We start from the raw sequence: 24,745 nt of genomic DNA, 5'->3' as shown, positions 1-24,745 counted from the left end.
TGCCTCACATCATCTTCTCATCCACATCCCTCTCGTCCCTCCTTCCGTCGCTCACAATACAATTCCCTCATGGCCGACCAGCTTTACCTGAGCCTCTGGTTCCCCAACTTCAGGCTCCAGTCCCTGCCCGACGCACTCGTGTGCGTCATGCGCCAGTTCATCACCGTTTCGCGCGAAGCCGGCTCCCACCCCGAGCTCGCCCGCGTCGCCGCCGCCTCCGCCTATCCCATCGACTGGGCCGAGTCCCCCATCTACCAGCGCATCTACGTCAACGATGAGCGCTCCGAAGCCTCCGATGCCGAAACCTCCCTCCCCGAAACCGCCGTCGCCGAAGCCACCGAGCAGCTCCACGACGACACCGCCTACGAGTTCGAAATGCGCTGGCGCCTCTGGGTCCCCGAACCCTCTCCCGCCGGCCTCGACACCGCCTGGCGACTCGAGCCCTCCCGCGTCCGCATCGTCGGCTTCGGCCCCGACTTCGACCTCGGCTCCTACGAACAGAACGGCCACATCCGCGTCGACTTCGGCCTCGACACGCCCTGGACCTTTGAAGGCACAGACGACGAAGCCCTCGACGCCGACACCGCCAAACGCGTCCAGCAGAACATCGAAAAGCTCCTTGCCTTCACTCTCTCCGTCGAAAAACACTGCGGCATCTCCAGCCGCCTCCTCTGGACCGAATCCGGCGAACCCCTCGCCGAAAAACTCATCGCCCGCCTCCAACGCCTCAACTAAGACCGGCCACGACCGCCATGGCGAACCTTCGCGCACCTTCGCGACCTTAGCGTCAAAGCCTTTGCCGGGTGCCGGCGCCACATCCATGAGGACAGTCTCATCATCGTCATAAGCGGGTCGCACTCCCCCTAACCCCAACATGCAATGCCCTTCCCCGAGCCCCCGCATATCTACTCGCTGAGCCAGACCGTCATCGCCCACGATCATCGGCGTAAACTCTGGAAAGAAGCTGTCCTGATGGGTCTCCTTGCAACCGTCGCCTTGTTCGCAGCGCTTTGCTGCGCGCCGCAGTTCGCGCTCAGCCAAACGCTGCAGCCGCCGGCTTCGGCAGTTGCCACTATCAACGGCAACGTCCTCGACAGCGATGGCGATTCCATTTCAGGCGCAGCGGTTTCCATCACCGGCCAGAAGAGCAACTACATGTCTTCCCTGACCGCCGACGCCAACGGCCACTTCGCCTTCGCCGACCTCGATACCACCGACACCTACCGCCTGTCGATCACAGCGCCTGGCTTCAGCGAGTGGGACTCCCAGCTAATCGCCTTGCAGCCCGGGCAGGATCTCGACCTCCGCGAAATCAAATTGAAGATCTCGGCAGTCGAGACCAGCGTCACCGCTGTATCTCCAGAGCAGATGGCTGCCCAACAAGTCAAAGGTGAGGAGACGCAGCGCGTCCTCGGTGTCGTTCCAAGTTTCTTCGTCGTCTATGACAGGAACGTCGTCCCAATGTCTCCGTCTATGAAATTCAACCTCGCCATCAGGGCCGAGACGGACGTCGTTACCTTCATGGGAGCCGCCACCCTCGCTGCAATCCATCAGGCCTCAGACACACCGGCCTATCAACAGGGCCTCAAGGGATACGGCCAGCGTTATGGCGCTGCCTACGCCGGCGGCGTCTCCGACATCCTCATCGGCGGAGCGATTCTTCCCACCCTCCTGCATCAGGACCCTCGCTACTTCTACGACGGAGAAGGCACGCCGCGACAGCGCGTCGGCCACGCCCTGCGCTCCATCTTCCTCACTCACGGAGACAACGGCAAAATCGAATTCAACTACTCCGGCCTCGGCGGAGATATGGCCTCCGCAGCCCTGTCGAACACCTACTATCCCACCGCGGATCGCGGCGCTCACCTCTTCCTCGCCAACTGGGCCGTCCTTTCAGCCGGCAGAGCAGCCAACACTCTCGCCCAGGAGTTCCTCGCCAGACTCACAACCCACCACCGCACACAATAAGACTCGCGACAGCCAACCGCCGGGTGCCCCATTCATGACGACAGGCCGGGGTCCCTCGCGACACCGTCGTGGGTTGGGTTGAACGATGCCCGCATCACCGCACGTGGAACGCCGTCACCGACACCGCTCCATCCACCACCTGCGCGCGCTTCCACCCGCTCCGATCATTCAGCGCGACCCACCGCCGCTCCTCCGTCCTATAGTGCCAGTCCTTATTCAACTGGAAGAACACCTGGAACCCGCTCGCTTCCATCACATTCGAAATGCTGTTGTCGTGCGAGTTCCGCTCGTCAAAATCCACATACGCGTTTTGCCCCATCTCCGCATAGATCTCATTCAACTCAAACAGCAGATGACTGATCGAATCCGGCATCGGCTCCGTGTGCAGGCCAATCCTCTGCGCCTCACGCAGCGTGATCGGATAGCTGTGCGACGGATACCCCGAGTTCAGCACCTCGCTGATCGCCGTCGCCTTCTCTAAATCGCTCATGTGATACGAAAGAATTTCCAGGCACAGCTTCGTCGACAGCGCACTCGACCGGTCCACAGCTCCAATCACCAGCGGATGCACATACCGGAACAGCGACTCATACGGATTCGCCGTCTCCGTCGTCGCCTGCTTCTGCCACAGCCCCACCACGCGCTGCAGTTCATCCTGGCTCACACTCACGCGATCGTTATCGCGATCGATCGGCGACAAATCGTGTGTCAGCGACGTATCTACCGCCGACAAATGCGCGATCGGCCCCATCAGAATTCTGTCCGCACCCAGCGCCAGCATCGTCGCCGCACTCTGGCACTCAAACGGCACCAGCACCGTCAGATGTTTCGTGTACTGCCGCAGCAGGTTCACCATGCGCAGCGACGCCTGTCCCGATCCGCCATCCGACTTGATGAACATCGACAGCCGATCCAGCTTGCCCAGCCGCTGCAGCAGCCCATAAAGCCCCGCCACATCGTTCTGGCATATCGATCCCTTGTTCGAGTTCCAGTAAGTCAGCATCGGCTCGCCGAGCTCGTGCTCCAGCCGGCCAATGACCTCCTGCGTCCGCTCAAACAGAATCGGCGGCTGCACTCCCCGCCCATCACCACTCTTCTCGCGCGCCGCATCCGGCACCACCGCCGGCCGATCCTTCGGGGTCATCACACCTCCTGAACTACCTGCATCCATTCAACGCCATCAGAGCGTGCGTTTCCAGTGCCGCTGTTCATGAACTCGCAACTCACCGCTCGCATCTGAAAACTCGTTGCGCAACCTTGTCGCAGGGTGCCTGAAGTGCACGACCCCTTACGCTTGACCCAGACGGAAAGCTCGCAGTTCAGAGCTGATCGCGCAATCCTTCCACCCCCAGCGCAGGATAATCCAGGTACCCCGTTGCGCCATGCGCATAAAACGTCTCCGCCTGCGGCTGATTCAGCTCCGCCTTGCGCCGGAAACGCTCCACTAAATCGGGATTCGCGATCCACAGTTTCCCAAACGCCACCGCATCCGCATCGCCGCGCTCCACAACGTCCCGCGCGCTTTCAAACGTAAACTTCTCGTTCGCGATGTACGCCCCGCCGAATTGTTGTTTCAACTGCGGCCCCAGCCATCCCGGCGCCTCATACTCGCGCGCCATCAGGAACGCGATCTTCCGCTTGCCCAACTCACGCGCCACATACCCAAACGTCTCCGCCGGGTTCGCGTCGCTGATGCCGTGTGAATCGCCGCGCGGCGCCAGATGCATGCCCACACGCCCCGGTCCCCACACCCCGGCCACAGCATCCGTGACCTCCAGCATCAACCGCGCGCGGTTCTCCACGCTTCCGCCGTACTTGTCCGTCCTGTGATTCGACCCGCTCTGCAAAAACTGGTCCAGCAGATATCCATTCGCTCCGTGCAGCTCCACGCCGTCAAACCCAGCCGCCTTCGCCAGCTCCGCGCCTCGCTTGTAGGCAGCGATGATCCCCGGAATCTCATCCACATCCAGCGCCCGCGGCGTCTCAAACTGCTTCATCGGCCGCAGCAGGCTCACATGCCCCGTCGCCGCAATCGCACTCGGAGCCACTGGCTCTTTCCCGTTCAGATACACCGGGTCCGAAATCCTGCCCACATGCCAGATCTGCGCAAATATTCGCCCGCCAGCCGCATGCACGGCTTTGGTCACAGGCTTCCAAAGCTCCGCCTGCTCCTCGCTCCACAGCCCTGGCACATGCGGATACCCCACACCCATCGGATCAATCGGAATGCCCTCGGAGACGATCAACCCCGCGCTCGCCCGTTGCGCGTAATAGCTCGGCATCAACTCTGTCGGCAGATGCTCCGCAGTTCCCCGCAACCTCGTCAACGGAGCCATGATGATGCGGTTCGGAAGAACGATATCTCCAAGTTTCAGCGGATCAAACAGAGTGGGCACAGACAATCCTCCAGAGCAATATCGCTCACGGATTAGATGACTGTCCTACCACCAACGATTCGACCGCCGTCGAACGTTCACTGCGCAATTAAAGTTTCGCGCACAACAATGACTCGCATCTCGCATCTGAAAACTCGTTGCGCAACCCTTCGTGAGAAGCTGGCAGCTCGCAGCTGAAAGCTGGAAGCTGATCGCACATCACCGAGTTTGCTGGATGCTGAAACCAGTAACAGGCACCACAATCTCCGAAAAGTCCGCAATCCGCGAAAAATCCTTCACCGTCCTACCCACTAGCGTCAGTCGGTTCGCCCTGATCTCAGGCTCCGGAGCCATCACCATCACGCGATCGAAGAACGCATCCACCACCGGCCGCATTCCTGCAATCGCCGTCAGCGCCGGCCCGTACTCGCGCCGCGCAGCCAGCCGCTCGACCTCCGCGGCGACCTTTGCTCCCGTCTCATTCAGCGCGCGCTCCGCATCATCCTTCAGCAGGGCCGCATCCACCTCGTCTGCAAACTCCTCATTGCGTTCCTGCGCCTGCTCCAGGATGTTGCGCATACGCTTGAAAGCCGCCGCCACCGCCAGGAACGTCGCCGCGTTCTCTCCACTACGCACCGCCGTTACTGCCTCAGCGCGCGCGACCAGATCCCGCAGATCATCCTGCCCCGTAATCATCACGGCCTTTGCAACGTCATACGCCTGGCCGCGCACCTCGCGCAGATAGAAATCCATACGCTCGGCAAAGAACAACCTCAGCCGCGCCATCACCGCATCCGGCACCGGCCCGGCCGCGCCGAGCACCTCTTCCAATCCCAGCGGCAAATCCGTCTCGGCCAACAGCCGCACCACAGCATTCGCCGCGCGCCGCAGCGCAAACGGGTCCTTCGATCCCGTGGGTTCCATGCCCAACCCAAACATTCCCGTCAGCGTATCCACGCGATCTGCCAACCCCAGCAGCGCACCCTCCAGCGACCGCGGCAGGCTATCCGTCGCGCTCGCCGGCTTGTACTGGTCATAGATCGCATTCGCTACAACTGCCTTCAACCCCTGCGCCCGCGCATACAGCCCGCCAACCACGCCCTGCAGCTCCGTAAACTCCTTCACCAGTTCCGTGGTGAGGTCCGTCTTCGCCAGCAGAGCCGCGCCCTGCACGCCCTCGGCATCCAGCATCGTCCCACGCACTCCCAACAACTGCGTGAGCCGCACCACCAGCGCATGCACGCGCTCCGTCTTCTCCGCGTAACTCCCCAGCTCCTTCTGGAACGTCACTTTCTCGAGCAGCGGCAATCTGTCCATCAGCGGCACGCGCTGATCGAACTCCCAGAAGAACCGAGCATCATTGAACCGCGCTCGCAGCACGCGCTCATTCCCCTGGCGGATGATCGCCTCGTTCTCCGCCGTCAACTCAACATTCAGCACCGCCAGAAAGTGAGGTGCTAATTTCCCGCCAGCATCGTCCACCGCAAAGTACTTCTGGTGATCGCGCATCACCGTCACCAGAACCTCCTCCGGCAACTTCAAATACGCGCTCTCAAATCCTCCCATCAGAACAGTGGGCCACTCGGTCAGGTGCGTCACCTGATCCACCAGCGGCTCATCCTCACGCCAGCGCGCACCCTCAACCGTACGAGTCGCCTTATCCAGCTCCTTCCGAATCCGCTGCCGCCGCACCTCAACATCGGCAACGACAAACGCAGACTCAAGCTTCTCCGCGTACTCACCCGGTTTTGCAATCACCACCGGCCTTCCATCGCTCAACACACGATGCCCAAACGTCTCGCGTCCAGCCGTGCGTCCCGCAAACTCCACGGGCACAACCTCTCCATCGAGCAAACACACCATCCACAGCACCGGCCTCACAAACCGCTCCGGCTTGCCAGCGCGCCAGTACATATTCTTCGCCCAGTAGATCGCGCCAACTTCCTTGGGCAGCTCCGCGCGAATGACTTCCGCCGCGCTGCGTCCTTTTTTCGTCACGCTCGCCGCAACGTACTCGCCCTTCGAGGTCTCCACCGTCTTCAGCGCGGCCACACCCACGCCGCACTTCTTCGCAAACGCCTCCGCGGCCGGCCCCGGCTTTCCATCCTTGAACGCGATCTTCACCGCCGGCCCCACCAGGTCCTCGGTAACATCCGCCTGCTGCGCCTTCACACCGCGCACCAGCACCGCCAGCCTCCGCGGCGTCGAGTAGCTCTTCACGCCTTCGCTGTCGAGATTCACTCCTTCTTCGAGCAAACCTTCCTTGCCGAGCAGCGCCACCGTCCTGCGCAACAACTCCGCCTCGGCGCCCGCCACCATCCGCGCAGGCACCTCTTCCAACCCAATCTCAAAAAGAAAATCCGCCACGCGTTCGCTCTCGCCTTTACTGTTGCTTTTCTTGTTGTCATTCCCGCAGGGAATCTGCGTCTCTAAACCCGCTACACCACAACCGCAGAGCCCGTCGGAAACTTCAACCTCTCCTGCTCCGCATAAACCTTGGCCACACCCACAATCAGATTCCTGATCCGCGCCATCACGCCCACGCGCTCCGTCACGCTGATCGCGCCACGCGCATCCAGCAGATTGAACGTATGCGAGCACTTCAGCGCCAACTCATACGCTCCCAAGGTCGGAAACCGCAGCACCGCCAGATCTCCCGCTGACTCGCTGACTCGCTGACTTGCTGACTCGCTCGCAAACACCGCCTTCGCCCGCTCCAGCAGCTTCAAACACTCCGCCTCATACAGCTCCAGGTGCTTCCACAGCGAATCCACATCCGCGTAGTCAAAGCTGTACGCCGAGAACTGCTGCTCTTCATGCAGCCTCACCTCTCCATACGTCCGCTCTTCACCTGTCACCGGATCGCGCGACCACACGATGTCGTAGATCGAATCCTTGTCTTGCAAAAACTGCGCGATCCGCTCCATCCCGTACGTAATCTCGCCCGAGATCGGATCCAGATCCATTCCGCCGCACTGCTGGAAGTACGTGAACTGCGTAATCTCCTGCCCATCCAGCATTACCTGCCAGCCGACACCCCACGCGCCGCCCACCGGCCACTCCCAGTTGTCCTCTTCAAACTTGATGTCGTGCTCGCGCAGATCAATCCCGATCGCCTTCAGCGACTCCAGATAGACCGCCTGCACATCCTCCGGTGGCGGCTTCAGAATCACCTGCAGCTGCGTGTGCCGAAACAGTCGGTTCGGATTCTCGCCATACCGACCATCCGCCGGCCTGCGCGAAGGCTGCGCATACGCAATCCAGATCGGCCGCGGCCCCAGCACGCGCAGAAACGTATCCGGAGACATCGTCCCCGCGCCGACCTCCAGGTCATACGGCTGCGTCAACACGCACCCGCGCTTCGCCCAGAAGTCCTGCAGCACAAACAACAGCTCCTGAAACGTCAGAGCCTTCTTCTCATTCACTAAACTCATTCCTTCCAGTGTAGCCAATCGGACTCGCTACACCCGCGCTATACTTCCCGCACCTCACCGATTCAGCGGAGCCACTCCGGTGTTTTTCACCCAAAAACGCCTCAAGCTCTATCTCGGAGCCCTGCTCGCGCTCCAGGTGTGCACGCTGCTCACCGGCATCCCCATCGTCGCCCGCCGGTACATCGATTTTCGCGCCTTCTACACCGCCGGTTCCATGCTTCGCACCGGGCACGCCGCCCAGCTCTACGACTACGCCGCCGAGCAGCACTTCCAATCCGCCCTCGTCAGCCCCGAGCCCCGCGCACTCCCCTTCATGCCGCCGCCCTTCACCGCGCTGCCGTTTGCGCCTCTCTCGCTGCTCTCCTTCTGGACCGCCTACTTCGTCTTTGCCGCGATCAATTGCGCTCTGCTCTTCGCGGCGTATTCACTCCTGCGACCCTTCCTCACCGCCCTCTCCGCCCGCTGGAAACCCGCGCCTGCGCTACTCATCCTTTCGTTCCTTCCCGCGGCGATCGCGCTCCTCATGGGCCAGCTCTCCATCCTCCTTCTTTTGCTCTTCTGCGCCGCCTTCGTCTGCCTCCGCCGCAACCACAACCTCGCCGCGGGCCTCATCCTCTCGCTCGCGCTCATTAAGTTTCAAGTCGCCCTCCCTGTCGCGCTTCTCTTCCTCCTCTGGCGTCAGTGGCGATTCATCGCAGGCTTCCTCAGCGGTTCCGCTCTCCTCACCGCGCTCTCGATCTACCTCATCGGCCCCACAGCATTCGTCGCTTACCTCCACTCGCTCTTCTCCATGACCACCAGCGTTACCGCCGACCGCGCCCTCCAGCTCCACTTCGCCATCCTCCCCGAGCAGATGCCCAACCTCTACGGGCTCCTCTTCACACTCACGCGGGCCGCAGCCTGGCCCCACATCCTGCCCCACATCCTCATCCTCGCCGCCTCGCTCGCACTCTTCGTCTGGACCGCCCTCCAGCGCCCCTCACTTCCCCTCGCGCTCTGCACCGCCATGCTCGTCAGCTACCACCTCTTCTTCTACGACCTCACGCTCCTCCTCCTCCCGCTTCCGCTCCTCGCCGACCACCTCCTCCGCAACCCCACCCCCAACTACCGCCTGCTAATAACGCAGATCTCCCTCGGCGCGCTCCTCGTCTCGCCCTTGCTGCGCTTCCTCATCGCCGGCGAGGCCACCTGCTGGCTCGCGCTCCCCATCATCGGCCTCACCCTCGCCTCCACCTGGTGGCCCCGGCTCGACGGTCCGCCGCAACCCGCCCCCCTCGCCGCCCCCGCGCTCCACCCCGCACTCCACCTCGCGCCCGCCACGTGACCGCAAGCACCGACCGAGCGCTATACTCCCCACAACTTCATCACCACAGCGGAGCCAACCCGGTGTTTTTCACCCGAAAACGCCTCAAGCTCTACCTCGCCGGTCTCGTCATCGTGCAGCTGGCCACGTGCCTCGGCTTCCGCTCCTCCGTTCAATCTGGCGCCATCGATCTCCGCGTCTACTACACCGCCGGCTACATGCTGCGCACCGGCCAGACCGCGCTCCTCTACAATCTCCCCGCCGAAAAACTCCTCCAGAACCAGCTCGTCGCCCCGATGCCCGCCGCGCTCGCCTTCTTCGCTCCTCCCTTCGCCGCGCTGCCCTTCGCTCCACTCTCGCTCGTCACCTACCGGCAGGCCTTCTGGTTCCTGCTGGCCATTAATCTCGCGCTGCTTCTCCTCGCAGCCCACATCATGCGCCCGCATCTCACCGCGCTCGCCGAGCGCTGGCCGCCGCTCCCCTACCTTCTCTTCATCACCTTCATCCCCGCCGGGCTCACTCTCGTGATGGGCCAGGTCTCCATCTTCATGCTGCTCTTCTTCTGCATGAGCTTCGCCTCGCTCCACCGCTCGCGACCATTCCTCGCCGGCCTGGTGCTTTCACTCGCTCTCATCAAGTTCCAGATCGCGCTCCCGGTCGCTCTCCTCTTCCTCCTCTGGCGTCAATGGCGATTCATCGCCGGCTTCCTCACCGGCTCATCCCTGCTGGCTGCCTTGTCCGTCTTCCTCATCGGCGCTCGCGAGTCCCGCCTCTATCTCCACACCCTGCTCTCGGGCACGGGCCCCCTCGCCGCCGCCTCCACCGGAACCAACAACGTGTCCGTCCATCGCATGCCCAATCTCTACGGCCTGCTTGCAACGGTCACAGGACACAACCATCTTTCCCTCGTCCTCACGCTCGCCGCATGCCTCGCGCTCCTCGCATGGGCCGCATTCCAACGCCCATCGCTTCCGCTCGCTCTGCTTATCTCCGTCGGCACAGGGCTCTATCTCTTCCCCTGCGACCTCGCCCTGCTCCTTCTGCCCCTCAGCCTTCTCTGCAACCAGCTCTTCGCCGAAGACGACGCACTCCCCGCCACCGCGCCGCCACCACACCTCTCGTGGCTCCAGAAACACCGCCGCGACATCCTCTTTTGCGCGCTCGGCACCTTCCTCATCGGCCCAGCGCTCATTGAGATCATCGTCAACAACCTCATCTTCCTGCTCGCACTTCCCATCCTCGCGCTCGCCCTCTGCCCCTGTGACTAGTCCACGCTCCCACCCGATCCCTCCCCACACCGCGCGCCCACATCCGAGCACACCACCGCCTGACCCTACTTCGCCTGGCCTTTCACCTTCTCCTCCAGCACCTTCTCAAACGCCGTCATGGCATCCGCCCGCGGCACGTCCACCGGACCAACATGCCTTCCCAGCTCCTGCGCCTCCGGCTTCTCCGGCCGGTACTCAGGCCACACCGGCAGCCCCGCGCCCGACGGCCGCCCATTCGCTGCAAAGCTCGTCCAGTACTGGATCATCGCCTCCGACAACCGCTCATCCTCCGCTCCACTCACCCAATCGGTCCAAAAGTGTTTGCTCAGATACATACTCTCCAGGCTGTGAAACGCACCCAGCGGCGCAAACGGCCCGCGTCCCGTCATCGTGAAGCTGTATAAGTAAGCCCTCTCGCCCGACGCCGAAACCTCTCGCGCCAGCAACTGCGACCCAAACCCAAACGACCAGTCCGTATCCATCGCCCGGAACGCCGCAGGAACGTCATCATCCTTTTTCGCCGGATACGCCTCAAACACCGCCTCAGCCTGATCCCCAAACTTGCGCTGCAGCCATTCGCGGTACGCACTCACCGTTTGCGGTCGATAGGATTTGCCGCCCACGATTGGACTCGCAAAAATCGACACCTCATCCAGATTGCTCCCCACCATCACCGGAACCTTCACCTGCTCGCCTCGCCGAAACACCTCCTCCGGCTGCGCCTCCAGCACCCGCCCATCCACAATCGGATTCCAATCCATCCCTCCAACCTTGTCCGCCACGCGCACCAGTTCATCCGCCGGCATCGCACGCAGCCGAGCTATAACATCCACCTTCGGAGAATCCCCTCCGTCCGCAACCGCAACCTTCGCAGCAAAGCCCGCCCCGCTCTTTTCCTGTTCACTCAGCGTCGGCGACGTCCCATCCACGCACTCGCCGCTCTGCATAATCGCCCGCTGAAACAATCCCTTCGCCAGCGGCGACGCCATCAGATCGCACACATCCAGCGACCCCGACGACGCGCCGAACACCGTCACCCGCTCTCGATCCCCGCCAAACCTCGTAATATTCCGCTTCACCCAGCGCAGCGCCGCCATCTGGTCCAGCAGCCCATAATTCCCGGACACATGCTCCGCCGACTCCGCGCTGAGCTCCGGATGCGCAAGATACCCCAGCACGCCCAGCCGATAGTTGATCGTCACCACCACCACGCCATGCGCCGCCAGCGGAGGCCCCAGCGGCGGCCACTCCTGCGATCCCTCCACATTCCCGCCGCCATGCACCCAAACCATCACCGGCAGCCGCGCACCGGCCTTCATCCGCGGCGTCCACACATTCAGATACAGGCAGTCCTCGCTGGTCTCCATCTCCTTCCGCCCGAGCATCTCCGGCAGCCACGAACTCGGCAGCTGCGGACAGGCAGCCCCATAATGACCCGCATCGCGCACACCAGCCCACTTCGCCGGCTCCTGCGGCGCGACCCACCGCAACCTCCCCACCGGCGGAGCCGCATACGGAATCCCCAGAAACACCGCCCCACCCGAACCAAGCCACGCCCCGGACAAGACACCCTGATCGATCTGTACCCGCGCCTGTACCTCAGCCTCAGCGCGGCCACCCAACAACACAAAACCGAGCAAACACGCGGCGACACCCCTTGATCGCCGCAGAAAGAAACACCAGACGCTCGCCAATCCCGAATCTCCTCCGCGGAACTCTATCACCGCCCGCCCCGTGCCTTAACTCGCAGCTCGAAACTCGCAGCTCGAAGCTGATAGCGCAAACCCTTCGCAGGACGTCGGCCTCGCAAACGAATTAGTCGAGTGCCGCATCAACCGGGTGGCCTACCCTTCACACTTCATCGTGAAAGGGTGGGTTATCGTTTGCGGTAGCAAACGACTTTCCTATGCCACACCGCAGCCTGCCGCCAAAGCCCCCTCACCCCAGCGCCGCCGCACTCCTCAACCGCCGCTGCAGATTCCTCTCCAGCACCGCCACCGCAAACACACCCAACTCCAGATACAGCTCCCGTCCCTGCCCCACCTCAATAGCAAACTGCTCCAGCGACGCCTTCGCCATCCTGTAACTTTCCTCAACCGCGGCCACACCTAGCTTTCTGCTCTGCGGTCGCCGATCATCCGCACACGTCACCCCATCCGCCACCGGAGACCACCACACCTCCTGCCCGCGCAGGTCCACACCACACACGACGCAGTGCCCCAGCTCCGGCCACCACCCCATCAACCTGGCCATCCACACGCAAAAGTACGTCGCCCCAACCCAGACACCTTGACCTCCAGATTCTCCGGGTGCCCCATTCATGACGACAGCTTTTCCGTCGTCATGGGTGGGGTTCGAATACCCCATCCCTCGCAACACCGCCACCGCCAGCCGAAACACGTTATCCTCCGCGGCCAGCTCCGGCATCGCCTCCTCGATCACCTCCACCACCAGCTGCAGCCCCGCCGCCCGCAGCGCATCCACCGGCGCCGTCAGCGGCGACCAGACAATCTCGAAGCTGTCCATCCGGACCAGCTCCTCTTTCGGCCGCTCCGTGTAATGCGCCATCACCTGCGTGCCAGGCTCCAGCGCCCCGCCAAACCTCCGCCGCGACCGCATCGCATGCCGCGCCACACCCTTCACCTTGCCGCGCTCGCGCGTAAACAGACTCACCAGCAGGTCGGCCTCATGGAACGGCCAGGTCCGCAGCACAATCGCCTCGTCATGATGCGGAATCAGCCTTCCCTCGGCCACTCACCCTCCTGCCGCCCGTCACCGCGCTAAGTAACTCATTCCACAACGGAAACTCGCCCTCGGCAATCCAGAAATTAACCGCGTCTCCTGATCAGAATAACCGCTTTGTTTTGAATACTTTGCATTTAAAGTCCAGACCTAAGTTATTTGTTTTGAAGACTTTGACATAAAACAGGGGGGAGGGGGTACCAAGCAAACGCGCGGCCCGCAGGCCGCGCGTTTCAGTCTCAGGACCGAAAGAATTTTACCGGCCGTAGTGAGCCGCGTTCTTTTCCTTGAAGCTCTCCCATTTTTCCGGCAGGTCGTCGCCCGCGTAGATCGCCGACACCGGGCATACCGGAACGCATGCTCCGCAGTCGATACACTCGACCGGATCGATGAAGAGCTGATCAACCTCTTCGGATTTCGGCTCGTCGGCCTTCGGATGAATGCAGTCCACCGGGCAGGCATCCACACACGCCCGGTCCTTGGTTCCAATGCACGGTTCCGCAATTACGTACGCCATAACTAAAATCTCCGATCTATCTAGCGGCTGCCCAATCCCTGTCAGGTGGTCAGCTAAATTCTAACAAGAAAATTTCCTCGTGCTTCGCTGTCTCTCTACCCAGCCTCGCCGGCCGCTCTCCGAGCCGCATACTCTGCCGGTGTGGGGATCGGATCGAGGTTCCTGCCCGCAAACAGGTCTACGAACAGCGCCTGCATCTCCGCGTGGATCAGCCCGTTCGAGGCAAAGACCTCACGTGAGTCCAGCGTGAACTTCGATCCATCGAAGTGCGTGACCTTGCCGCCGGCTTCCTCGACGATCAGGTAGCCTGCGCTCGTGTCCCATGGGTTGAGGTTGAACTCCCAGAAGGCTTCCAAGCGGCCCGCAGCCACGTATGCCATGTCAATAGCAGCCGACCCCGCCCGCCGCACCCCATGCGAGCGCAGCGTGAACTGTTGATAAAAATGCACGTTCGGATTGCGATGGCGCTTCTGGCTCGGAAAGCCGGTTGCGATGAGCGATTCCTGCAGCTTCGCCGTGCGCGAAACATGGATCGGCTTGCCGTTCAGCTTTGCTCCGTGACCGCGCTCGGCCATGAACATCTCATCGCGCAGCGGATCGTAGATCACGCCCGCGATCATCTCGCCGTCTTCGCTTGCCGCCAGACCTTTAGGCCGGTGCTCGCAACCCAGCACCACGCAGAAGACCGGGAACCCGTGCGCGAAGTTCGTCGTTCCATCAAGAGGATCGACGTACCAGCGATACTCGCCGTCCAGGCCCTGCCGAGTTCCCTCTTCGCCGTAGATCCCGTGCTCCGGGAAGGCCGCGCGCAACCGCTCCGTGATCAGCTTCTCACTCGCACGGTCGGCCTCGGTCACGACGTCGACCTCGCCCTTGTACTCCGTGTGCACACCGCGATGGAAGTAGTCGCGCAACAGCGCTCCTGCTTCGCGCGCAATCTCCTCAGCTTTCGCTACAAACTCTGCCACTTGATGTCCTTTAGGTCAGCTTTTGTTGTTTTTTCTATCGCTCTTCCGCGCCTTCACGCGTGGGTCGACGCGAGCCAGCCGCATTCTCGGTGATCGTCCGGATCTGCGATTTGTAGATAAATAGATTCGGCCGTCCGTCGCGTGTCAGCCGCAGCATCATGTCGTCGAAATACTCGATCCACCCACTCACGATCTCGCCATCGCGCAGCTTGATCGCCACATTCACCTGCCGGTCGCTCAGAGACTTCAGATAGAGCGCCTCCTGTCCCGTCTCATTTGACGGCGGTCCCTTGCGTCGCTTCATCGCCATGCACACGATTGTACGGCGGCTGACACCATCCCACGTACAATCTCGGCCATGTCTCTGGACAAGGCCCGCGTTGCACTCACTCGGCGCGATCTGCTCGCGCGTCTCGCAGCTTCAACCTCATTGCTCGCATGCGCTCCGCTGCACGCTCTTACCCAACTCAGCACGCAAGGCCGAGGCGAGTTGGGTCTCTGGAACCCGCTTGCGTTTGGCGCACGCGGCAATGGCGTGACCAACGATACCGCTGCGCTGCAACGTACCCTCGACGCATGCGCGCATGCGGGTGGCGGCACCGTAGTGCTCCCGTCGCACCACACTTTCCTCAGTGGAACGCTTTCGCTCGGCAGCAATGTGGAGCTGCACCTGGCGGGTGGCTCAACGCTGCTCGCCAGCCCCAACCGCGACCACTTTCGCACGTTCGGCTCGCTGCTGTTCGCCGATGACGTGCGCAATGTTCGGATCAGCGGCACGGGAACGATTGACGGAAACTTCGCCGCGTTCTTTCCGCCCAAAGGACCGGATGGGTATGCGATTCCCGCGCCGTTCCTCGGCCCGTACGATCCGCTGTATCCGCCTGCCGCGCACAACCCTAAGGACGGAAGGCCGCGTATGATCCTGCTGGTCAACTGCCGCAATACGCAGCTCGCGGATTTCACCATTCGCGACAGCCCCACCTGGACCATTCACCCGATCGGCTGCGACGGCCTGCACATCAGCGGTATCTCGATCTTGAATAGCCTGGAGATTCCCAACTGCGACGGCATCGACATTGACCATTGCCGCAATGTGCGGATTGAAGGATGCAACATCATCGCGGGTGATGACTGTTTGGTGCTGAAGGCCTCGCGCAACTTCGGCCACTATGGTCCGTGTGAAGGCATCACGATTACGAATTGCACGCTGGAGTCGTCCTCGGCGGGCATCAAGATCGGGAATGAAGGACCATATCCGCTGCGTTCGGCGACGGTTTCGAACTGCACGATCATGCGCACCAATCGCGGTATTTCGTTGACGAACCGTGACGGCGAGCTGGTGGAAGACCTGCTGTTCACGGATATGACGATCGACACGCGCATGCGCACGATGATGTGGTGGGGATCCGGCGAACCTGTCTTCGTCTCTGCCGGCCCGCGCACATCCGGAGCTGCCGTCGGCCAGTTCCGCGGAATTCAGTTTGCGAATCTCGACTGCCACAGCGAGAGCGGCATCTATCTTCGCGGGACGCGCGATGTGCCGCTGCGCGACATCAGCTTCCGCGGTGTCGATCTGCTGATCGAGAAGAATTCGGCAATTCCAGGCGGTTTTTACGATGTTCGCCCGGACGACACACCCGGAGCCTCCGGCCTCGACAAGCGTTCAACAGCCGGATTCTTTGCGGCCGACGTGAACGGCCCGACGCTGAGCGACGTCCATGTTCGCTGGGGGATGAGTGCGCCCGATTATTACGGGGCCGCGGTGGAGATGCATCAGTGTAGCGGCGTTGAAATGTCAGGCGTGACGGGTGCGGCGGCGCATGCCGGGCAGGCGGCCACGGTGTTCGAGGACGTGCACATGGCGGCGGAGTTGAGGCCGGCGGCAACTGAATAAAAGCGAAAAGCAGATCTCCTGCGGGGATGACAGAAAGAAAAGCAACTACAAAGACAAGGGCAACGGCAAAGGCAAATCAAATACGGGGATCCTTCGCTTCGCTCAGGATGACGTCGTGACTCGCTGACTAACGATTGCCGTAATACGCGGTTCGGTAGCGCAGCTTGTATTTTTCGCGGAGTGTGGGATCTTTCATCCGAATCTCAATGTGCCGCAGCCCCGAGAAATCGCCGCCCTTTTGCGGAGCATAGTAGCCCAGCGTGTACTGCGTGCGCAGATCGTCCGACACGTGCGCAAAGGCCGGCGCAAGATCGCGCTTGTCCTCGACGTAGTAATACTTGCCGCCGGTGTCGTGCGCCATCTGGATCAGCACATGCTCGCCGCCGGTATTGCGGCCCGCGTCTGCCTCAATCGGAACGATGATCAGCGAGTAGACCATCGCGCCGGCGCGTTCCGCCTGCTCGAGTGCAGAGTCATAGCCGCCATGACGCGTCGTGTTTTCGCCGTCGGTAATCAGAACGATAACGCGGCGCTGGCCCTCCTTGGTAGGCGTCTCGCTCAGCCGCTGGCTGGCCAGATAAATCGCGTCATAGAGCGCCGTGGCATCGCCCAGCCCGATGTGCCCCAGACCGCTCTCAATACGGCGCACGTCGTCTGTGAAGGGGACGAGCTCCGTCACGTTTTCGGAGAACTCCATCACGTCCAATGCGTCCTGCGGGCGGAGGATCGAACGCACAAAGCTCTTCGCGGCCTGAATCTCCAGCCGCTCGTCGATGATCACACTGCCGCTGGTGTCAATCGCCAGCACAATCTCGAGCGGCGTTGTGGACTCCTTATCGAAGATCGCAATCTTCTGCGGCTTACCGTCCTCGAGGATCTCGAAGTCGTCCCGCGTCAGGCCGCCGACGGGAGCTCCGGTCTCATCGACCACGTTCAGCGCCACGTTGACCAGGCGGCTCTCGACGTGAATCGTCGGCGTCTGGCCATCCTTGCGTTCTATGGGCGCGGGCGGCTGTTGCTGGGGCTGCACGGCATGGGCGGCTGGAGTTCCCATCAGAGCTCCCAACGTCGTGGCCCAGCAAACCGAATGCAACCAGCCTTGCCTCATCGAGCGACTCCGGACCGAGTGAGATCTTCCGGGAATGGCTCGCCGTCGGCCCACACCGCACCGTCCACAAACTGCTCGCGCTTCCAGATCGGCACGGTCTTCTTCAGGGTGTCGATGAGATGCCGGCAGGCGTCGAACGCGGCGCCGCGATGGGCGGAAGCGACGGCAATCAGGACGCTGGTTTCGCCGACGGACAACCTACCGAGGCGATGCACGATGGCGGCCTCGCGCACGCCGAATCGCGCGATCGCTTCTTCGCGAAGCATCCGCATCTGGCGCAGCGCCATTTCCTCATAGGCCTCGTAGTCGAGGTGCAGGGTCGCGCGGCCGCGCGTGTTGTCACGCACGATGCCGTCGAAGACGCACACCGCGCCGTCGCCGCCGCTCTTCACCGCGTTCACGATCCGCTCCGTATCGATGGGCTCCCTGACGATTTGGACGAGATCGTCGGCGCCGCCGCTTACAGGCGGAAGGATAGCAACCTCATCGCCATCGCTGAGAATCTGGTCGGGCGCGGCGTACTCCTGATTGACGGCGACGGCGGCGGAGCGCATGGCGACGTCGCTGAAAGTCCCCTGCGCGACAAGTGCGCGGACGAGGTCCGTGACGTTCCGCTCTCCGGTCAACTCAAACCAGGCGCCATCCGGCGGGAGAGCGGTTTTCAGGGGGCCGAAGGATAGGAGCCGGACGCGCATGGAGCAAGGATACGTCAGGCTGCAGGCTGCACCAGAAACATGTCAGCGCGCGTGCGATATACTCGCGTGCAAATCAGAGGTCGGGACAGAGAGTGGGCTCTGGTAACTTCGCCAGACACTAAAAAGCTGAAAAAGACGGAGGTCAAACTGATGAAGGGTTTTCGCGACTTCATACTGCGCGGCAATGTTATGGACCTGGCGGTGGCCGTCATCATCGGCGCCGCTTTCACTGCTATCGTCACCGCCCTCACGGAGAACATCATCAAGCCGTTACTGGGTGCGATCATCGGCAAACCGGACTTCGGCTATCTGGTCGCCTACGTGAACGGCGGCAAGATCATGTACGGCAACTTCATCACGGCTGTTATTGATTTTCTGATTCTCGCGGCAGTCGTTTATTTCCTGCTTGTTCTTCCCACGCAGTATCTGCTCAAGAAGTTCAACCCGGAGAAGGCCGAACCACCGACCATGAAGCCATGCCCGCAGTGCCAGAGCGATATTCCTATTGCCGCCACACGCTGCAAGTACTGCACACAACCCGTTTAGCAAACCGTCTTTAAAAGCTCGATCGACGAACCGCACCGACGAGGAGACCGCCCAGGTGACACACCTTCGCTCTACTTGCTTAGCCGGCCTTTGCCTGGCCTGCCTTTCTCTGCCGACCTTCGCCCAGAGCGCCTCCACGCCGAACGTGTTCGGCTACGCCGACTTTTCGCAGCAAGCCAAATGGGACTCGGCGTTCATGGCCGTGCCGGATGCAAAGCTCGCGGGTGAGCACCTGAAGATTTTGACGGCCGAGCCGCACTGGGCCAGTTCGCCGGCGGACAAGAAGACGGCGGATTATGTTGCGGAGAAGTTCAAGGCGGCGGGGCTCGAGACAACCATCCAGGAGTACCGCGTCTGGCTGAACAAGCCGAGGAAGATTGAGATCACGGCGTTCGACGCCAGCGGAAAGCAGTTGATGAGCGGGCCGACACCGGAGCATGTCGACCCGAAGGCTTACGGGGGGGATCCGTTCCAGGACAATCCGGACATTCTGCCGGCGTTCAATGGGTCGTCACCGTCGGGCGACGTCACGGCGGATGTGGTTTACGCGAACTATGGAACGCTGGCGGACTTCGACCGGCTGAAGGAGCTGGGCGTCGATGTAAAGGGCAAGATCGTGCTTGTGCGCTACGGGCAGAACTTCCGCGGCGTAAAGGTGTACATCGCGCAGCAGCGGGGCGCGGCCGGTGTGCTGATCTACTCGGACCCGGAAGACGACGGCTACGATCGCGGGGACAAGTATCCGCGCGGGGCGTTCCGGCCGGACTCCGGCGTGCAGCGTGGGTCGGTGCAGTTTCTGCCAATCTACGCGGGTGATCCGACCACGCCAGGCATTGCCGCAACGCCGGATCTGCCGGAGTCGAAGCGCACCATGGATCCGGCGAAGATGAACCAGCCGTCGATTCCCGCCAACCCCCTTAGCTATAAAGACGCGGCGCCGATCCTGGAGGCGCTGGATGGGCCTGCGACTCCGCGCGAGTGGCAGGGCGGCCTGCCGTTCACCTACCACCTGGGCGGAACGGGCGCAGTGAAGGTGCACATGCATCTGGAGCAGGATTATGCGCTGCGGACGATCTGGGACGTGATCGGTACCGTCGACGGCACAGATCCGAGCGAGAAAGACGACTGGGTGGTTGCGGGCAATCATCGCGACGCCTGGGTGTATGGCGCGGTCGATCCGAACAGCGGAACGGCGGCGATGCTGGAGACGGTGCACGGGATCGGCGAACTGCTGAAGCAGGGATGGAAGCCGAAACGGCGCATTGTGGTGTGCTCGTGGGACGCGGAAGAGGAAGGACTGATCGGCTCGACCGAGTGGGCGGAGGATCATGCGGAGCACCTGGCGCATGCGGTGGCGTACTTCAACACGGATGTCGGGGTGTCGGGGCCGAACTTCAATGCGTCCGCGGTGCCGTCGCTGAAAGAGTTTGTGCGCGATGTGACGCGGCAGGTGCAGAGCCCCAAGGGCGGCACGGTGTATGAGCAGTGGCTGAAGTCTCAGTCGGAGAATCCGCGGCGGAGGGGAACGGCTGCGAATCCGTTCAATGCGCCGTCGAACTCGACCGTGAATACTGAGGGCGTGCGCGTGGGTGACCTCGGCTCGGGCTCGGACTACACACCGTTCATCCAGCACCTCGGCGTGCCGTCGACGGACATCGGATCGGATGGGCCGTACGGCGTGTATCACTCGGTCTTCGACAACTACAACTGGTTCATCAAGAACGCCGACCCCACCTTCGTGTACGAGCAGCAGCAGGCCCGCGTGTTCGGGTTGGAGATCCTGCACATGGCCGACGCCGACGTGCTGCCGTACGACTACAAGACCTACGGCAGCGAGGTCGTCGGCTACTTGAAGGATGCGCAGAAGCGCGCGATTGACGAGCACCTGCAGGTGGACTTTGCACCGGCGAACGCAGCGGCGGCGCGGTTTGCAGCAGCCGGCGCGCGCGTCATGACTGTGCAATCTACCCCAGGATCGCTGGATGCCGCAGCGAAGGCGCGGCTGGATGAGGCTCTGCGAAATGCGGAGGAAGCGCTGCTGAACGAGGCGGGGCTTCCGCACCGGCCGTGGTACCGGCACACCATCTACGCACCCGGCGAATACACCGGATACGCTGCGGTGGTCATTCCGGGAGTGAATGAAGGAATCGACGCAAAGGATACGGCGAGAACATCTGCTCAGCTTGCAGCACTTACCGAGGCGCTGAATCGGTCGGCGGCTGCCTTGGAAAGCACGCGGTGGATTACCTCCGAGCGCGTGCATGGTTACCAGTGATTGTCCTGATATCACAAATTATTGTTGCCAAGAAGTAACCCGTCGAATACTCTTCCGCCATCCCGAAAGTGAGCTTGTTTGTTGCGTTCTGCAACAGACCTGGCAAAAACAAGTGTTTCCGTACCCGCGCTGTTGAATGGCGGGGCAAGAGAGGCACTGCCAGCATGTCCTTAGACGTGAGTTTGCTGGAGGCCCCAGGTGTACGACATGCTGCTTGCTGCGTTGTTCTTCTTCGTCGTTCTGTCACCCTTCGCGATCAATGCGGGGCTCAATTGGGCTGAGCGCACGGCCCTGCGTCGCGCGATTCAGAACGCCGCCAAAAAGAAAGACCCACGCAGCGCGTGGGCCCCGGATACATCGGCGCAGACGGTCAGCTCCGCAATGCCATCTGCTCGGTAACGATCTGGGTGAGGTCCGGCTTCTTGAGGCCGTGGACCTCTTCATTAAACTTGTCCACTTTGCTGGACCAGTTCATTGAGCAGAACTTCGGTCCGCACATCGAGCAGAACGCAGCCTCTTTGTAGTAGTCGTCCGGCAGCGTCTCGTCATGCATGCCGCGCGCGGTCTCGGGGTCCAGCGACAGCGCGAACTGCTTCTCCCAATCAAAGGTGTACCGTGCATGCGAGATCGCATCGTCGCGGTCTCGCGCGCCGGGGCGATGCCGCGCGATGTCCGCTGCGTGCGCCGCGATCTTGTAGGCGATGATGCCGTCCTTCACATCCTTCTCATTCGGCAGGCCGAGGTGCTCCTTCGGCGTGACATAGCAGAGCATGGCTGCACCGTGCCAGCCGATCATCGCCGCACCGATAGCGCTGGTGATGTGGTCGTAGCCGGGCGCGATGTCGGTGACGAGCGGGCCGAGCACGTAGAACGGAGCGCCATCGCAGAGCTCGACCTCCTTGTCCACCTGCTCCTTGATCTTGTCCATCGGCACGTGGCCGGGGCCTTCGATCATGACCTGCACGTCGTCCTTCCAGGCCTGGCGGGTGAGCTCGCCGAGCGTCTTCAGTTCGGCAAACTGGGCCTCGTCGGAGGCGTCGGCAACGCAGCCGGGGCGGAGGCCGTCGCCGAGCGAGTAGCTGACGTCGTACTTGGCGAGGACCTTGGTAATCCTGTCGAAGTTCTCGTACAGGAAGTTCTGCTTGTGGTGTGCGGTCATCCATTGCGCCATGATGGCGCCCCCGCGGCTGACGATGCCGGTGATGCGCTTGGCGACCATTGGGACGTACTGGATGAGCACGCCAGCGTGGATGGTGAAGTAGTCGACGCCCTGCTGGGCCTGCTCTTCGATGACCTCGAGATACATGTCGATGTTGAGGTCTTCGACGCGCTTCACGCGGCTCAGGGCCTCATACAGAGGAACTGTGCCGATGGGCACGGGCGAGTGGCGAAGAATCTGCTCTCGGATCATCGGAATGTCGCCGCCGGTCGAGAGGTCCATGACGGTGTCGGCGCCGAAGTGAACTGCTGTGTGCAGCTTGCGGAGCTCCTCGTCGACATTCGAGACGAGCGCGGAGTTGCCGATGTTGGCGTTGATCTTGCACAGCGAATTGACGCCGATGCACATCGGCTCGAGCTCGGGGTGATTGATGTTCGCAGGAATGATCATCGTGCCGCGTGCGATCTCGTCACGGATGAACTCCGGCGCAACCTTCTCGCGGTGCGCCACGAAGGCCATCTCCTCGGTGATGAGGCCCTTGCGCGCGAAGTGCATCTGGCTCATGTTGGTGTCGCCGGTGCGCGCGGCTTCTTCGCGGCGCTTTACGATCCACTCGGCGCGTGGCTTGGGGACAGCGTAGCCATTGCCGTTCGCGTGACCATTTCCGTTTGTGCTCATTGGCCTGAACTCCTGAAGGGGCGGCCCACCGCCGCTGTTATCGAATGAGTATACGCCGCTGATAGAGTCAGGGTTGTTTCAGGAGAATATGTGTGGCAATGCTCCTGGGTGAGCCTGTCCAATCGATGCAATAGCCCTTGTCATCACTGACGCACATCACACCGGCCACATCGACTCTAGCGTGCGGGCCAAAACTTCCATGAACCAAATCAAAGCCCTCGGAAGCAGTTTCGGTAAGGCATCTCAGCGGATTGTGCCGAGCGTAAATGCGTGGAAAATGCGCGGCTCCATGGCTATCCGTAACAACTGTGGACGTGTGCTCCCCATGTTCACAGGAGTAATTCTGCCATGTCTCTGTAACAGGAAGACCGCTGACAGGAGTTCCACGGGAATCTGTAACAATAACGTCCCATGTTGGCGCATCAAGACGTGGGCGGAGCGAAGAAATCAATATCGATACGACCAACAAGCCGGCACAAACAAAGATCAACCGCTTAGCCATTGCCGGAAACTATACAGACCTTCCCTCGTCCGCTAGATACAATTCTTTCGTGAGCAACGGTTCCCCTGAGCAATCTCTTCCTGTTGGTTTCCGCTGGTCTGCTGTGACGGCCGGCATCAAGGCTTCGGGCAAGCCTGACGTTGCGCTCGCCGTGTGCGATGGCGGCGCGAATGCGGCTGCGATGTTTACGAGCAATCAGGTCGTCGCCGCGCCGGTGGTCGTCGGGCAGCGTCACCTCATTGCTTCGGCCAATCGCGTGACCGCCGTACTGGTGAATGCGGGCAATGCGAACTGCGCGACGGGGCAGCCGGGCATCGATGCATGCAAACAGAGCTGTGTCGCAGTGGCCGAGCAGTTTCATTGCGTGTTCGACGAGGTGTTCCCGTCTTCGACAGGAATCATTGGCGTTCCCCTTCCGGTTGAGAAACTCGTCGCGGCCGTTCCCGCGGCTGGGGCGGCGCTGGGCGACACGGAGCAGCATGCGGAGGCGTTTGCGAATGCGATCCTGACGACGGATACCAAGGTGAAGATTGCCCGCGCGAGCTTCGAGATCGGCGGGCGGACGGTCTCGCTCTTTGGCTGCTGCAAAGGCGCGGGGATGATCGGGCCGCAGGTGGTACCGCACGCGACGATGCTGGTCTACCTGTTCACGGATATCGCGGCGAACCCCGAGCACCTGCGGGCGATGCTGACGAAGGCAGTCGATGCAAGCTTCAACTGCATCTCGGTGGACGGCGATATGTCCACCAACGACACCGTACTGCTGCTGGCTAGTGGGAAGAGCGAGGTTGCGGCGGAGGGCGAGGCGGTGCGCATGTTTGAAGCGGCGCTGCAGCAGGTGTGCGACTCGCTGGCGCACAAGATTGTGGACGATGGCGAGGGTGTCACCCACGTTGTGACGCTGGAGATCACAGGCGCAGAGGGCGATCCCGATGCCCGGGACATCGCGCGATCCATTGCGAACTCGCCGCTGTGCAAGACGGCGTGGTCGTCGGCGGACCCGAACTGGGGACGGCTGCTGGCAGCGGCCGGCAAGGCAGGGGTCAGGTTCGATCCGTCAGACGTGACGATTACCATCGGCGGACGGCCCGTGTTCGCCGAGGGCGTGCGCGACCCGCGCTATGACGAGGCGGCCACACATGCGGCGATGCAGGCCCGGGAGTACACGATTGCGATGGACTTCGGCCGCGGGAACGGCCGGGCGCGGTTCGTGACCTGCGACCTGACCCACGAATATGTTTCGATAAACGCCGACTATTCCAGCTAACCGCTGAATTACCCAACGGTAACCGGACGGCTGTGCAGAATTCGGC

Annotated in this window: 20 protein-coding genes; 8 read left to right on the top strand and 12 right to left on the bottom strand. The window is 61.9% G+C overall.

What is annotated here, in order from left to right:
- Positions 1 to 69 precede the first annotated feature (69 nt).
- Entirely contained in the window at positions 70 to 735 is a 666-nt protein-coding gene (locus VGU25_04340; GenBank protein ID HEV2576422.1) for a hypothetical protein, read from the top strand.
- A 144-nt stretch (positions 736 to 879) separates the two neighbouring features.
- A complete protein-coding gene (locus VGU25_04335) occupies positions 880 to 1,968 on the top strand; it encodes a carboxypeptidase-like regulatory domain-containing protein (GenBank protein HEV2576421.1) in 1,089 nt (362 codons plus the stop codon).
- Positions 1,969 to 2,062: 94 nt separating this feature from the next.
- Here VGU25_04335 and VGU25_04330 read toward each other — a convergent pair whose 3' ends face one another.
- From VGU25_04330 to VGU25_04315, 4 genes are all read right to left on the bottom strand, one after another.
- Entirely contained in the window at positions 2,063 to 3,112 is a 1,050-nt protein-coding gene (locus VGU25_04330; protein HEV2576420.1) for a hypothetical protein, read from the bottom strand.
- Positions 3,113 to 3,287: 175 nt separating this feature from the next.
- Positions 3,288 to 4,364, bottom strand: coding sequence for an alkene reductase (locus VGU25_04325; GenBank protein HEV2576419.1), 1,077 nt, complete (start codon positions 4,362 to 4,364; stop codon positions 3,288 to 3,290).
- A 198-nt stretch (positions 4,365 to 4,562) separates the two neighbouring features.
- A complete protein-coding gene (gene glyS, locus VGU25_04320) occupies positions 4,563 to 6,710 on the bottom strand; it encodes a glycine--tRNA ligase subunit beta (GenBank protein ID HEV2576418.1) in 2,148 nt (715 codons plus the stop codon).
- 71 nt (positions 6,711 to 6,781) lie between these two features.
- Complete coding sequence (locus tag VGU25_04315; protein HEV2576417.1) at positions 6,782 to 7,777, bottom strand: glycine--tRNA ligase subunit alpha; 996 nt, start codon at positions 7,775 to 7,777, stop codon at positions 6,782 to 6,784.
- A 79-nt stretch (positions 7,778 to 7,856) separates the two neighbouring features.
- Here VGU25_04315 and VGU25_04310 point away from each other — a divergent pair, with 79 nt between their 5' ends.
- Together VGU25_04310 and VGU25_04305 are read left to right on the top strand one after the other, a co-directional pair.
- On the top strand, positions 7,857 to 9,101 hold the full coding sequence (locus VGU25_04310) for a glycosyltransferase family 87 protein (protein HEV2576416.1): 1,245 nt from the start codon (positions 7,857 to 7,859) through the stop codon (positions 9,099 to 9,101).
- Positions 9,102 to 9,163: 62 nt separating this feature from the next.
- Positions 9,164 to 10,348, top strand: coding sequence for a glycosyltransferase family 87 protein (locus VGU25_04305; protein HEV2576415.1), 1,185 nt, complete (start codon positions 9,164 to 9,166; stop codon positions 10,346 to 10,348).
- Between the two features lie 65 nt (positions 10,349 to 10,413).
- On the opposite strand, the gene VGU25_04300 is transcribed toward VGU25_04305, so the two are convergent.
- The 5 genes from VGU25_04300 to VGU25_04280 all read right to left on the bottom strand — a co-directional run bounded on the left by VGU25_04300 (position 10,414) and on the right by VGU25_04280 (position 14,879).
- Positions 10,414 to 12,042 carry a carboxylesterase family protein gene (locus tag VGU25_04300; GenBank protein ID HEV2576414.1) on the bottom strand — a complete coding sequence of 543 codons (1,629 nt, stop codon included), beginning with the start codon at positions 12,040 to 12,042 and terminating at the stop codon, positions 10,414 to 10,416.
- A gap of 244 nt (positions 12,043 to 12,286) precedes the next feature.
- Positions 12,287 to 13,102 (bottom strand): DNA repair protein RecO, encoded by an 816-nt coding sequence (gene recO, locus VGU25_04295; protein HEV2576413.1) that lies wholly within the window; start codon positions 13,100 to 13,102, stop codon positions 12,287 to 12,289.
- Between the two features lie 244 nt (positions 13,103 to 13,346).
- On the bottom strand, positions 13,347 to 13,607 hold the full coding sequence (locus VGU25_04290; protein ID HEV2576412.1) for a 4Fe-4S binding protein: 261 nt from the start codon (positions 13,605 to 13,607) through the stop codon (positions 13,347 to 13,349).
- A gap of 95 nt (positions 13,608 to 13,702) precedes the next feature.
- Positions 13,703 to 14,575 carry an inositol monophosphatase family protein gene (locus VGU25_04285; protein ID HEV2576411.1) on the bottom strand — a complete coding sequence of 291 codons (873 nt, stop codon included), beginning with the start codon at positions 14,573 to 14,575 and terminating at the stop codon, positions 13,703 to 13,705.
- Positions 14,576 to 14,609: 34 nt separating this feature from the next.
- The gene (locus tag VGU25_04280; GenBank protein HEV2576410.1) at positions 14,610 to 14,879 is read right to left on the bottom strand and encodes an RNA chaperone Hfq; all 270 of its coding nucleotides are present in this window, start codon (positions 14,877 to 14,879) and stop codon (positions 14,610 to 14,612) included.
- A 54-nt stretch (positions 14,880 to 14,933) separates the two neighbouring features.
- Here VGU25_04280 and VGU25_04275 point away from each other — a divergent pair, with 54 nt between their 5' ends.
- Positions 14,934 to 16,469 (top strand): glycosyl hydrolase family 28 protein, encoded by a 1,536-nt coding sequence (locus VGU25_04275; protein ID HEV2576409.1) that lies wholly within the window; start codon positions 14,934 to 14,936, stop codon positions 16,467 to 16,469.
- 127 nt (positions 16,470 to 16,596) lie between these two features.
- Here the strand turns inward: VGU25_04275 and VGU25_04270 are convergent, their stop codons facing one another.
- Together VGU25_04270 and VGU25_04265 are read right to left on the bottom strand one after the other, a co-directional pair.
- Positions 16,597 to 17,523 carry a VWA domain-containing protein gene (locus VGU25_04270; protein ID HEV2576408.1) on the bottom strand — a complete coding sequence of 309 codons (927 nt, stop codon included), beginning with the start codon at positions 17,521 to 17,523 and terminating at the stop codon, positions 16,597 to 16,599.
- A gap of 50 nt (positions 17,524 to 17,573) precedes the next feature.
- Positions 17,574 to 18,272, bottom strand: a complete 699-nt coding sequence (locus tag VGU25_04265; GenBank protein HEV2576407.1) for a molybdenum cofactor biosynthesis protein MoaE — start codon at positions 18,270 to 18,272, stop codon at positions 17,574 to 17,576.
- 150 nt (positions 18,273 to 18,422) lie between these two features.
- Between VGU25_04265 and mscL the strand changes: the two genes are divergently transcribed.
- Both mscL and VGU25_04255 read left to right on the top strand, forming a co-directional pair.
- On the top strand, positions 18,423 to 18,818 hold the full coding sequence (gene mscL, locus VGU25_04260) for a large conductance mechanosensitive channel protein MscL (GenBank protein ID HEV2576406.1): 396 nt from the start codon (positions 18,423 to 18,425) through the stop codon (positions 18,816 to 18,818).
- A 55-nt stretch (positions 18,819 to 18,873) separates the two neighbouring features.
- Complete coding sequence (locus VGU25_04255) at positions 18,874 to 21,093, top strand: M28 family metallopeptidase (GenBank protein ID HEV2576405.1); 2,220 nt, start codon at positions 18,874 to 18,876, stop codon at positions 21,091 to 21,093.
- A gap of 370 nt (positions 21,094 to 21,463) precedes the next feature.
- Here VGU25_04255 and thiC read toward each other — a convergent pair whose 3' ends face one another.
- Positions 21,464 to 22,930, bottom strand: a complete 1,467-nt coding sequence (gene thiC, locus VGU25_04250) for a phosphomethylpyrimidine synthase ThiC (protein HEV2576404.1) — start codon at positions 22,928 to 22,930, stop codon at positions 21,464 to 21,466.
- Between the two features lie 551 nt (positions 22,931 to 23,481).
- On the opposite strand from thiC, the gene argJ reads away from it, so the two are divergent.
- On the top strand, positions 23,482 to 24,699 hold the full coding sequence (argJ, locus tag VGU25_04245) for a bifunctional glutamate N-acetyltransferase/amino-acid acetyltransferase ArgJ (GenBank protein ID HEV2576403.1): 1,218 nt from the start codon (positions 23,482 to 23,484) through the stop codon (positions 24,697 to 24,699).
- The last annotated feature ends 46 nt before the right edge of the window (positions 24,700 to 24,745 follow it).

The sequence above is a fragment of the Acidobacteriaceae bacterium genome (assembly GCA_035944135.1).
GTDB lineage: Bacteria > Acidobacteriota > Terriglobia > Terriglobales > Acidobacteriaceae > Granulicella.
This window is presented reverse-complemented; position numbering and strand designations above follow the sequence as displayed.